Here is an 11,775-nt window from a genome sequence, read left to right as displayed (position 1 = left end):
GATTAGGCTGCGACGACGCTCACGTAGCGACGGCCAAAAGCGCCTTTCACTTCAAACTTGATCACGCCTTCCACTTTCGCGAACAGGGTGTGATCCTTGCCCATACCAACGCCGTAACCGGCATGGAACTGGGTACCGCGCTGACGCACGATAATGTTGCCAGCCTTGATGACCTGGCCGCCGTACATCTTCACGCCAAGACGTTTGGCTTCTGAGTCGCGACCGTTGCGGGTAGAACCGCCAGCTTTTTTGTGTGCCATGAGTTCAATACTCCTATAAGGGGATTCAGGCCCGATTAGCCCTGAATGCCGGTGATTTTGACCTCAGTGAACCACTGACGGTGGCCCTGACGCTTCATGTGGTGCTTACGACGGCGGAATTTGATGATGGTGACCTTGTCGTGACGGCCCTGAGCGATCACTTCAGCAGTGACCTTGGCACCATCGACCACCGGAGCGCCGATCTTTACGTCGTCGCCGTTGCCGATCAGCAGAACGCGGTCAAAAGTGACGGCTTCGCCAGTGGCAACTTCGAGTTTTTCAATCTTGAGGTATTCGCCTTCGGCGACCTTGTATTGCTTGCCGCCGGTAACGATAACTGCGTACATCTGTGTATCTCCGTTGATCCTGCTCACCCAGCGCTTAAGTGAAATAGTTGGAGGCTGGCATGGCTGCTCGGGGCCGGAAAGGACGCCCTTGCAATTGCGTAAGGCAGGGAAATGCCCAGGGGGAAAGTTCAGGGTCCGCGATTGTACGCATCCACCTGACCCTACGCAATAGCCGCCGGGCCTTGCCTTGACACTGCATGACCCGCCCCATAGCATGCCGCGCAATCTCCGAGGAGTACTGGTCCCCGATGCAACCCCAGGCCTTTTACCAAGTAGTGGCTGAAGATTTTGCCGCCGTTGACGGCATTATCCGCAACCAGCTGACGTCTCGCGTACCGCTGGTGGAAAAGATCGGGGATTACATTACCTCGGCCGGCGGCAAACGCCTTCGTCCCCTTCTGGTTCTGCTCAGCGGGAATGCGCTGGGACTGAAAGGTGAACAGCTGCGCCTGCTGGCTGCCATTATCGAATTTCTTCACACGTCGACGCTGCTACACGATGACGTCGTCGACATGTCCGGCATGCGACGCGGCCGCTCCACGGCTAATGCTCTCTGGGGCAATGCTCCTAGCGTGTTGGTCGGTGACTTTCTATATGCACGCTCTTTCGAAATGATGGTCGACCTTGGCTCTATGCCGGTCATGCGCATCATTTCTCAGGCGACCCGAGTCATCGCTGAGGGTGAAGTGCTGCAGCTGTCCAAGGTTCGCGATGCCAGCACCACAGAAGAAATTTACATGGAAGTCATTCGTGGGAAGACGGCCATGCTGTTCGAGGCGTCGACGCATAGCGCTGCTACTTTGGCAGGCGCCAATGACGAGCAACGCGAAGCACTGCGTAACTTCGGTGACTACCTCGGCATCGCGTTCCAGCTCGTTGATGATCTGCTCGATTACCAGGGCGATGCCGAAACCTTGGGCAAGAATGTGGGAGACGACCTGGCTGAAGGCAAGCCAACGCTGCCATTGATCTACACCATGCGTGAGGGCACGGCCGAGCAAGCCTCACTGGTACGCCAGGCGATCCAGAAAGGTGGCATTGAGGATCTCGAGAAAATCCGCATGGCAGTCGAGGCGTCCGGCGCATTGGATTACACCGCGCGCATGGCTCGCGACTATGCCGATCGCGCGATTGCCTGCCTCGAACTCATCCCGGCAAATCCCTACCGTGACGCGCTGGTGGAACTCAGCCGTTTCGCTGTAGCCCGCACGCACTAACACACGTCACCGACGGGCGCGCCACGCGCCCTCTTTCCTGTACTTACTCAGACACTAACGCAGCTCGATCTCCGTTGATCGCTTGCGAGAATCTTTGCGCTTGCATCTTTGCAAATAATAATTATTATCATTAAGGAAATCAACTGGAGGTTCGCATGACTTATCTGATCGACGCCTGGCTGGATCGCCCGCAACCTTATTTGCGGATACTTGACCGCAATACCGGCGCGGTCTGCGTTTCATTGGAGGGAGATGCCCTGGACGAGCTTCGCGACCAGGGCGATCTGGACTTGCAGGAGCTGAGCACCAGCGAACCCTGCGTGCTCAAGGAGCAGGTACGCAACCTGTTCCTGTTCTCGTATGCCCGGGCGTTGCGCCCGTAGCGGTGTGCTTACAGTACCGCCAGCAACTCGACATCGAACACCAGCACGCTGTGCGGGGGAATGCTGCCAACACCTTGGGCGCCGTAGGCCAGTTCACTCGGCACGTAAAGGCGCCATTTGCTGCCGACACCCATCAGTTGCAATGCTTCAGTCCAGCCGGCAATGACGCCACCTACGGGGAATTCGGCCGGCTGACCGCGCTGGTAGGAGCTGTCGAACACGGTCCCATCGATCAACGTGCCGTGATAGTGGGTACGCACCTGATCTTCCGCACTGGGCCTCGCGCCCTCGCCCGCCGTCAGCACTTCGTACTGCAGACCTGACGACAGGGTGATAACGCCCTCGCGCTTCGCGTTTTCGGTGAGAAAAGCCTGACCCTCGCCCGCAGCGGCTTCCGCCTTACGCTGTGCTTCGGCCTGCATACGCTCGCGAACCACGGCAAAGCTGGCGTTCAGGTCTTCCGGGCCCACCTGGCTGGCCGCACCGCTGAATGCATCACGAATACCGGCAATCACTGCATCCAGGCTGATGCCCGGCGGCGGGTTCTCGCGCAGCTGATCGCCCAGCTGACGGCCGATGCCATAGCTCACACGCGTTTCGTCGGTCGATAGATTGAGGTCAGACATGCCTGGGCTCCGCTGAAAAAAGGGCCGACAGCCTAGCACAGCCTCGGGTTTATTCACCGAATGCGACACGCGGCGAAGCACCTGATCGGCCGCACGGAGCGACTGCGCTCCGCACCGCCGCTTGGAGCAGCGTCAATGCTTGGTGAGCTTGTCCAGATATCCCATGGCGAACGCGGAAAAAACAAAGGTCAGGTGAATGATCACGTACCACATCAGTTGTTCGCTTTCGAGCTGCTGGGCATCCATGAACATGCGCAGCAAATGGATCGACGAGATCGCCACGATCGAAGCTGCAACCTTCATCTTCAGCGAGCCGGAGTCCATCTTGCCCAGCCAATCGAGCTTTTCCTTGCCTTCATCAACATTCAGCTGCGACACGAAATTCTCATAACCGGAGAGCATCACCATGACCAACAGGCCGCCCACCAGCGCCATGTCAATCAGCGACAGCAGCTTCAGGATCAGATCGCCCTCGCTCAACGAAAGCACGACCGGAAGGATGTGCCAGATCTCTTGAAAGAATTTGATGGCCAGCGCCAGCAGGGCGAACGCCAGGCCGAAATAGATAGGCGCCAGCAGCCAGCGCGCGGCGTACATGGTGTTTTCGATCAAGCGTTCCATCTGTTCTCACTAAAGGCGGGAATACCGGCAGGCGAGTATACGCAGCGTAAAGCCGCGTTCAAGAAGGGGCTGTGACAGCATGTTTTTCCTGTGGATAAGAAAAGCTCACGAGCGTCCGCCGAGCACCCGAGGACACGAGCGCGACTCAAGCGCGAGTCGCGCTAGCGCTAGGTCCTGGATTCCCAGCCGCCGAGATAGCGCGCCTGATTGGCATTGACCTTGCGCAGCTCCGCCTGCATGTGCAGCTGCCAGATCGAAGGACTGTCGGATTCGCTATAGCCCTGCCCGTAGAGGTTATCGGCAATCGCCTTGAGCACCGACTCAGCCTCGCGGGGGCCGTGAAATGGGCCTTGCACTTTAATCGCCGTCGGTTGGCCTGCATCGATACCGGCTGCGCAGAGCAGCGTCCACAGGCCGTTGCCGCCCGCCAAGGGCCGGATGATGCATTCGATACGGGTTACCAGGCCCAGGCACTGGCGGTTCAGACAGAGTGTATGAGACATGACGGCGATCCTCGCGCTAGGTCGCGCCCGATCGCCCTGACGGCATCAGCGGGCCAACCTGTTTATCCCCAGAAGTTGTGGATAACCATGTGGATAGAGAGTGGAAGCTCTCCTCCATTGCAGACCCGCCGCCGCCCGTATCGTTCCGTCCAGTTATTGGTCAACGCTGACCTAGCTTTGACCGGCTGTTTTTGCCTGCGCCGCCGCCAACACTTCTTCAGGCGAGGCCGCATCGCTGCGGTGATCCTCTTCGAGCTCAATCTCGGCAATGTCGCGCAAACGCTCCACCACCCGCGCATTAACGCTGCCCTTCGGAAAACGACCGTCCTCGTCCGCCGCCCCAACTGTTTCGCCGACCAGCAGCGACAGCGCTTCGTCTACATGACGTACCGCATAGATGTGGAACCGCTCCTGACGCACCGCCTCTAGCACGCGCTCGTCCAACATCAGGGTCGTGACGTTAGCGAACGGAATAATCGCGCCCTGCTCGCCGGTCAGCCCGCGAGCTTCACAGAGGCGGAAGAACCCTTCGATCTTTTCATTCACACCGCCGACCGCCTGGACCTCACCGAACTGGTTGATCGAACCGGTAATGGCGAAGCACTGTTTCAACGGCGTGCGCGAGATGGCGGAGATCAATGCGCAGCATTCGCCAAGGGAAGCGCTGTCCCCATCGACATAGCCATAAGACTGTTCCAGCGCGATGCTGGCCGAAATTTCCAGCGGGAACTCCTGGGCGTAGCGGCTGCCGAGGAAACCGGTCAGGATCATCACGCCTTTGGAGTGAATCGGCTGACCGAGATTGACCTCACGTTCGATGTCAACGATGCCCGACCCGCCCGGATAGACAGTCGCGGAAATGCGCGCCGGCATGCCGAATGCCGAATCACCCACTTCCAGCACCGTCAAACCGTTGCACTTGCCGATCGCCGCGCCTTCGCTGTCGATCAGGATCACTCCCGCGAGAATGTCTTCAAGAATGCGCGCCGAAACGCGGCCCGTGCGGGTTGCCTTGGCTTTCAGAGCGCGCTCGATGTGACCGACATCGGTCACCTCATCTTTGGCCAGCTGGCGGATGAAATCAGCCTCGCTGACCAACTGGAACAAATCGCCGATACGCGCCGACAGCCGCCCTTGATGCTCGGCGAGGCGAGCGCTGTAGGTTGCCAGTCGTGCCACCGCAGCCGCCGTCAAAGGCGCCATGCCCTCTTCCGAAGTCCGCGTTTTCATCAACTGGGCGAACTGTTCGAGGCTGTCTTCGGCCAGCGGGATTTCCTCGTCGAAATCCACCAGCACCCGGAACATCTCCTGGAAGTCGGGATCGAGATCCTGCAGCGTGTAATACAGCTGCCGCGAGCCGATGATCACCACCTTGACGTTCAACGGTATGACCGCCGGATTCAAGGTCACCGTCGCCAGTCGCCCAAGCTCGGCCAAAGGTGATTCCATCTTCAACTTACGCGACTGCAACGCGCGTTTGAGCGCTTCCCAGACGAAGGGCTCGCTGAGCATTTTTTCCGCTTCGAGCATCAGGAAGCCGCCATTGGCACGGTGCAGCGCGCCCGGCCGCAACTGACGATAGCTGGTGTAAAGCGCGCCCTGATCGGTGCTGTACTCGATTCGGCCGAACAAGTTGTCGTAGGTCGGATGCGGCTCGAACACCACCGGCGCACCGCCGTCGAGCGGATGCCCGACCACCAGGCTCGGGCTGTACTGCTCTTCGAGCAGCTGGCGGGTCTGCGCGTCGGGACGGTTTTCGTCGACCAGCTGCTCGACCACTGTCTTCAGCAGGTTGACCTGCACGGCCTGCAAGTAGGACTCGATGCCGGCGTTTTCACCATATTTCTCCGACAACGGCGCCAACAGGGGCTGTAACGCCTGGCTGATGGTCTCGTCATTAAGCTGGCGCAGCTGGTTGCTTGATTCGCGCTTCCACTGGGGCAGGCTGGCAAGCCCTTCGTTCAGATGGACTTCCAGCGCCGAGATGTCTTCGTGGTAGCGCTCACGGTCCGCCTCCGGCAACTGGGCGAATTCCGCCTCGTCCATCGACTTGCCATCCTTCATGGGCGTAAAGGCGATGTTCGTACTGTCGCGGTAGAGCGCAATCTCCTTTTCCAAGGCGAGCTTTTCGATCACATCCAGGGCTTTGTCGTAACGCTGATTGAAGGCGCGGTCGATAGCGCTCTTCTTCTGCTGAAAGCTCGGGTGCTCGAACACCGCCGGAAAGGTTGCCATCAGGTTGTCAATCAACTGACCAATGTCGGCGATGAATTCAGCGGCGCCGCCCTGTGGCAACTCCACCACACGCGGCTCGCGCGGCTCGTCGAAATTATTCACGTAAAGCCAGTCGGACGGCGTATCCAGCCGTTTGCCTTCGGCTTTCAGATACCGCCGCACGAACGAAAACCGCCCGGTACCCGGCTCACCCATTACGTAGACGTTATAACCGGGACGCGGCATTGCCACGCCGAACTGCAGTGCCTCAACGGCTCGTTCCTGGCCGAGCACGCCAAGGAAGGGCTCCAGCTCATCCGTGGTTTTGAAGTCGAACTGACTGGGTTCGAAGGGACGGGTCAACGCTTCGGGCGCCAAGCGCAAGCCGGCAGCGACAGTTTCGGGCATTGGAAATCCTTGCTGGGGTGGCCTGGTGACCACGATTGATGCCGCCATTCTGGCGATGCCTCCGCGCGCCTGCAAGGCTCGGCAAGGCCTCGTACGGCGGATTGCCGATCAGCGCCTACCTTCATCGTGTGGCGGTGAGCAGAACGCCTATCGGGACCGGGCACACTCGACGGGCTGTAGCGCGCGGAGTCAGACGATACGGCCGCCCTCGCCCGGCTCATCCACAGCGTGCGACAACCAGGCCCACCACGAACGGCCGGTGCCTTGACGCATATCAACTCGACCAGAACGGAGATAGCGCCTCATGAAATCGCCAACATGAGAAAAGGGATTCCGTGATGCCTCGTTATTTTCCCGCCCTGGTCAGTGGGCTAATGCTGATCACGCACATTGCCCATGCCGATGAGCTGCGCGATCGTGCCAATGCCATATTTCAGCCGGTGCCCGATCAGGTCACCGAAGTCCGTGGTCAGGCGGTCAACAAGGATCAGGTCATTCTGGGCCACAAGCTGTGGTTCGATCCGCGTCTGTCCAGCAGCCATGTGATCAGCTGTAACAGCTGCCACAACCTGAGCATCGGCGGCAGCGACAACGTGCCCACCTCCATCGGCCACGGCTGGCAAAAAGGCCCACGCAATTCGCCGACCGTCCTCAACGCCGTGTTCAATGCCGCTCAGTTCTGGGATGGCCGCGCCAAGGATCTACAGGAGCAAGCCAAGGGGCCTGTCCAGGCCAGTGTCGAGATGAACAGTACGCCCGAACGGGTCGAAGCGACCCTCAAGAGCATTCCGGCGTACGTGTCCGAGTTCAAGAAGGCCTTTCCTGGAGACAAGGAGCCGGTCAGTTTCGACAACATGGCGTATGCCCTGGAAGCCTTCGAAGTCAGCCTGACCACGCCGAACTCGCCGTTCGACCGCTTTCTGAAGGGTGACGACAAGGCGCTCGATGCCCAACAGAAAGAAGGCCTGGCGCTGTTCATGGACGCCGGGTGCATTGCCTGTCACAACGGTGTCAACGTCGGTGGCCAAGGTTACTTCCCGTTTGGCGTGATCAAAAAGCCAGGCGCGGAGATCCTGCCGGAGGGCGACAAGGGCCGTTTCGCAGTGACCCAAACGGCCGACGACGAGTACGTGTTCCGTGCCGCACCGCTGCGCAACGTGGCTCTGACACCCCCTTACTTCCACAGTGGCGAGGTCTGGGACCTAGAGCAGGCGGTGGCCATCATGGGCGATAGTCAGCTGGGCCGCCAGCTCAAAGGTGACGAGGTCAAGGCGATCACAGCCTTCCTGCACAGCCTTACCGGCGACCAGCCACAAGTGGCTTATCCAACGCTGCCGGCCAGCACTGCGAACACGCCTAAACCCGAGTAACGCGGCATCAATACCTGCAGGTCGCTCTGGCTTGCAGGTTTCAACCCCGAATCCCATTCGACGTATCACGATCCCTGAACTAGACTCCGGGTACACGTTTCGTTTGGTGATGACTCAATGGCCTTGCACCATGCTCAATCGGGTGAAGTGGTCAACCTCCTCGCCCACCCTCAAACAACTACCCTGCAGTCCCAAGCAATTGTCAGCACGCCAGAGCTTGAGGTGATGCGCCTGTGCCTGCCCGCTGGCAAGCAGGTTCCACCCCACGCGGTCGCGGGTGCCATCACCCTGCAATGTCTGCAGGGCAGTATCGAAGTGCAGGCGCACGATGGTTGGCACCCCATGCAGGTAAACGACCATCTCTACCTGGCCGGAAACGTTGAGCACGCGCTGCGCGCGCTGACCGACGCCGTGGTGCTGGTGAATATCCAGCGCCGGACTGGCGAGAAAACGGCGGAAGCCAGCCAAACCAGCCCTGACTAACCGCAGCCCCGCAGCGAACGAAAGGAGCACAGCTTTGGTTAAGTTCTTCAGAGTCCTCAGTTTTGTGGTGCTGGCGCTAATGGCCGCGGCAGCCATTTATGCCGGCGTCATGGGTATCGTCCACTGGGCCGGAATCGGCGTTTAGCGGGAGCCTACAATGAACAAACGACAAACCCGCCTGTTCGCCATCGGCTCGACTCTGGTTGCCGCATTGGCATTCCTCGGAATGACGATTGACAGCCACCGGCAGTTTCCAGAGCTGACCAATGCCGACAGCATCACCCCGGCGGTCACCCGAGGTAACGACGTATGGCACGCCAACAACTGCATCAATTGCCACACGCTGTTCGGTGAAGGGGCGTACTACGCGCCCGATCTGACCAAGATTACCCAACTACGCGGCGCGCCCTATCTCAAGGCTTTCCTGAGGGAGCCAGAACGGTTTTATAACGAGGAACAGCATCGCCGATTGATGCCTAATCCCAATCTCGAAGACACGGAGATCGACGACCTCATCGCGTTTCTCGACTGGGTCGCCAATGTCGACAACCAGGGGTGGCCACCGCGCCCAATCCTCGTAACCGGCTCCTCGATCCCCGGCACCAGCCTGACCATCGCCCAGCAGGATGCGTCCGGCCCTGGCAAGACTGAAGAACAGATGCCGCCTGGCGCTCGGCCTGTTGCCGGCGATGAGGACCCCATCGCACTGGGCGAAGCGCTGTTCCGAACCGCTGCACCGGCATGCAACGCCTGCCACTCTGTCGCGCCTGGCGTGAATCTCGCCGGACCGACGCTGGCCGGCCTGGCCACACGGGCACAACAGACTCTCGACTCGCCGGATTACCAGGGCGAAGCCGACAGCGTCGAGGCGTTCATCCGCGAATCCATCGTCTCGCCAAGCGCCTATTTGCATCCTGGGGAGATGTACTCGGCGGAGGGGGTGTCCTTCATGCCCACCAGTTACGGCGAATCGCTGACCGACGAGCAGATCGATCAGCTGGTTCAGTACCTGGCGTCATTCAAATGAGTGCGGTGCGCACAGCCCGCCGGACGAACATGCAGGGGTTCAGCCATGCGCTATAAATCACAATCTGTCGCCTACTGGTACTTCGCCGTCGCAATGGTGCTGTTCGGATTGCAATTGGTGTTCGGCCTGCTGTCCGCCACCAAATACCTGGGTCCGGATCCGCTGCTGAATATCCTCCCATTCGATGTCACCAAGGTCATCCACACGAACCTTCTGATCGTCTGGGTGCTGACCGGCTTCATGGGCGCGACCTACTGGATGGTGCCCGATGAGTCACGCACCGAACTACACAGCACCAAACTCGCCTACATCCAACTGGGGTTGTGGACCGCCATGGGGGTTACCGCGATCATCGGCTACCTGTTCGGTTACGGCACAGGCAACAAGCTGTTGGAGCAGCCGCTGCCGCATAAGATCGTCATCGTCATCTGCATGCTGATCTTCCTCTACAACATCGGCATGACGATCAAGAAATCCGGCCGATTCACGACCACCGAGGGTGTGCTGCTGCTCGGATTGGTCAGCTCAGCCGTGCTGTTCTTCCCCGCCCTGCTGCACTACGAGAACTACACGGTTTCCATCTTCTACCGCTGGTGGACCATTCACCTGTGGGTGGAAGGTGTGTGGATGATGATCATGGGCGCCTTTCTCGCGTATCTGCTGATTCGCCTCTCCGGGGCGGACCGTGAAGTACTGGAGAAGTGGCTGTACGTGATCGTCGGCCTGGTATTCATCGCTGGCATTATCGGCACCGCGCACCACTACTACTGGGTCGGCGTGCCGCATTACTGGCTGCCGATTGGCGGTTTCTTCAGTGCGCTTGAGCCGCTGGCCATCGTCGGTATGGCCATGTACGCCTACAGTGCGATGCGTCGTTCCGGCATGGCACACCCCAACTCCCTTGCGCTGCACTGGACCCTCGGCAGCACCATCTTCACGCTGTTCGGCGCAGGCTTGCTGGGGCTGGCGCACACCTGGCCGAGCATCAACAAATGGACCCACGGCACGCTGATCACCGCCATGCATGGTCATGCCGCCTTCTATGGCGCCTACGCCATGATCGTGCTGGCGATGATCACCTACGCACTGCCCTCGCTCACCAACAAGCGGCCGGAGCAAGGCACCACGATCGGCTACTGGGCCTTCTGGCTACAGCTGGCCGGCATGTTCGGTATGACGCTCTCCTTCGCCACCGCAGGGATTGGCCAGGTCTATCTGGAGCGGATCATGGGCATGGGCTATCTGGACGCTCAGTTGAAGATCCAGATCCACTTCGTGATGCTGATCTCCACGGCCAGCATCTTCGCCCTTGGTGTTGGCCTGTTTATCTATGACTTCTTCAGCTACCGACCGCGTTTCGAGGTGGATGAGCAGGAGCTGACAGAAACCGGCATGCATGCAGACCGGGCCGTCTGAGATGGGTGTGGATCAGTCTGTTCATGACTTCGCCATTCGCCAACCGCGGGACGAGCCCTGGTACCGGCCAGCGGGCAACGAGGTCACGCTGTTCGAGCAATGCCACAAGCGGGGTTTGGCGGTCATGCTCAAGGGCCCGACCGGCTGCGGTAAAACGCGCTTCGTTGAGCACATGGCCTGGCGCCTGGGTCGGCCGCTGATCACCATTCCCTGCCACGACGACCTCGCCGCCAGTGACCTGATCGGCCGTTACCTGATCCGCCATGACGGTACTGTCTGGCAGGATGGACCGTTAACCCGAGCCGTTCGCGAAGGTGCGATCTGCTATCTCGATGAGGTCGTCGAGGCGCGGCAGGACACCGTGGTGGTACTGCATGCATTGACCGACTACCGGCGAACGCTGCCAATCGACAAGACCGGTGAGAACGTTCAGGCAGCACCCGGCTTCCAGCTGGTCGTGTCGTATAACCCCGGCTACCAGCGCATGCTCAAAGACCTCAAGCCCAGCACCCGCCAGCGCTTCGTTGCGATGGATCTGGACTTCCCGACGCCCGAGCACGAGGCGCTGATCGTACAGCACGAAAGCGGGGTCGAGCCGGCTCTCGCCAAGGGTCTTGTCAGTCTTGCCCTGCGTATTCGCCAGTTGCGTGATCGCGGCTTGGCGGAAGTCCCCAGCACCCGACTGCTGATCGCCGCCGGCACGCTGACCCTTTGCGGCATTCCGGTACGGGAGGCTTGCTATGCCGCTGTAGTTTCACCGCTGTCCGACGAGCCCTCGATGGTCAGCACCTTGCGCGATCTGGTTAACGGCACCTTTGTCTAGGCACTGCACCGTCCCGCGCTACGTTTGCGCGGCAGCTAAACACGCCGAGAAACGTCGCCTCTACGCTTGCCGCCGCC

13 protein-coding genes are annotated in these 11,775 nt (G+C 59.9%); 7 read left to right on the top strand and 6 right to left on the bottom strand.

From position 1 onward, the window contains the following. Nucleotides 1–2 precede the first annotated feature (2 nt). Together rpmA and rplU are read right to left on the bottom strand one after the other, a co-directional pair. Nucleotides 3–260 carry a 50S ribosomal protein L27 gene (rpmA, locus tag K4O48_RS03605; RefSeq protein WP_025240448.1) on the bottom strand — a complete coding sequence of 86 codons (258 nt, stop codon included), beginning with the start codon at nt 258–260 and terminating at the stop codon, nt 3–5. 35 nt (nt 261–295) lie between these two features. Beyond that, complete coding sequence (gene rplU / locus K4O48_RS03600; RefSeq protein ID WP_003302133.1) at nt 296–607, bottom strand: 50S ribosomal protein L21; 312 nt, start codon at nt 605–607, stop codon at nt 296–298. Between the two features lie 248 nt (nt 608–855). Here rplU and K4O48_RS03595 point away from each other — a divergent pair, with 248 nt between their 5' ends. After that, nucleotides 856–1,824, top strand: a complete 969-nt coding sequence (locus K4O48_RS03595) for a polyprenyl synthetase family protein (protein ID WP_222911974.1) — start codon at nt 856–858, stop codon at nt 1,822–1,824. Nucleotides 1,825–1,979: 155 nt separating this feature from the next. Then, complete coding sequence (locus tag K4O48_RS03590) at nt 1,980–2,207, top strand: hypothetical protein (RefSeq protein ID WP_021209790.1); 228 nt, start codon at nt 1,980–1,982, stop codon at nt 2,205–2,207. A gap of 8 nt (nt 2,208–2,215) precedes the next feature. Here the strand turns inward: K4O48_RS03590 and K4O48_RS03585 are convergent, their stop codons facing one another. From K4O48_RS03585 to K4O48_RS03570, 4 genes are all read right to left on the bottom strand, one after another. Beyond that, nucleotides 2,216–2,833, bottom strand: a complete 618-nt coding sequence (locus K4O48_RS03585) for an FKBP-type peptidyl-prolyl cis-trans isomerase (protein WP_222910725.1) — start codon at nt 2,831–2,833, stop codon at nt 2,216–2,218. A 132-nt stretch (nt 2,834–2,965) separates the two neighbouring features. After that, a complete protein-coding gene (locus K4O48_RS03580) occupies nt 2,966–3,454 on the bottom strand; it encodes a TIGR00645 family protein (protein WP_222910724.1) in 489 nt (162 codons plus the stop codon). 167 nt (nt 3,455–3,621) lie between these two features. After that, nucleotides 3,622–3,957 (bottom strand): hypothetical protein, encoded by a 336-nt coding sequence (locus tag K4O48_RS03575; protein WP_222910723.1) that lies wholly within the window; start codon nt 3,955–3,957, stop codon nt 3,622–3,624. Between the two features lie 171 nt (nt 3,958–4,128). Continuing rightward, on the bottom strand, nt 4,129–6,579 hold the full coding sequence (locus K4O48_RS03570) for a Lon protease family protein (protein WP_222910722.1): 2,451 nt from the start codon (nt 6,577–6,579) through the stop codon (nt 4,129–4,131). Between the two features lie 338 nt (nt 6,580–6,917). Here K4O48_RS03570 and K4O48_RS03565 point away from each other — a divergent pair, with 338 nt between their 5' ends. From K4O48_RS03565 to K4O48_RS03545, 5 genes are all read left to right on the top strand, one after another. Next, nucleotides 6,918–7,949 (top strand): cytochrome-c peroxidase, encoded by a 1,032-nt coding sequence (locus K4O48_RS03565; protein WP_222910721.1) that lies wholly within the window; start codon nt 6,918–6,920, stop codon nt 7,947–7,949. 117 nt (nt 7,950–8,066) lie between these two features. Next, nucleotides 8,067–8,432: a hypothetical protein gene (locus tag K4O48_RS03560; protein WP_222910720.1), complete on the top strand. Its 366-nt coding sequence runs from the start codon at nt 8,067–8,069 to the stop codon at nt 8,430–8,432. A 157-nt stretch (nt 8,433–8,589) separates the two neighbouring features. After that, on the top strand, nt 8,590–9,459 hold the full coding sequence (locus tag K4O48_RS03555; RefSeq protein WP_222910719.1) for a c-type cytochrome: 870 nt from the start codon (nt 8,590–8,592) through the stop codon (nt 9,457–9,459). Nucleotides 9,460–9,504: 45 nt separating this feature from the next. After that, nucleotides 9,505–10,875 carry a cbb3-type cytochrome c oxidase subunit I gene (locus tag K4O48_RS03550; protein ID WP_222910718.1) on the top strand — a complete coding sequence of 457 codons (1,371 nt, stop codon included), beginning with the start codon at nt 9,505–9,507 and terminating at the stop codon, nt 10,873–10,875. 1 nt (nt 10,876) lies between these two features. Continuing rightward, nucleotides 10,877–11,698, top strand: a complete 822-nt coding sequence (locus K4O48_RS03545) for a CbbQ/NirQ/NorQ/GpvN family protein (RefSeq protein ID WP_222911972.1) — start codon at nt 10,877–10,879, stop codon at nt 11,696–11,698. The last annotated feature ends 77 nt before the right edge of the window (nt 11,699–11,775 follow it).

The sequence above is a fragment of the Pseudomonas sp. DNDY-54 genome (assembly GCF_019880365.1).
In the GTDB taxonomy this organism is placed as follows: domain Bacteria; phylum Pseudomonadota; class Gammaproteobacteria; order Pseudomonadales; family Pseudomonadaceae; genus Stutzerimonas; species Stutzerimonas stutzeri_P.
The sequence above is the reverse complement of the archived record's forward strand: the minus strand, read 5'-3'. Positions and strand labels throughout refer to the sequence as shown.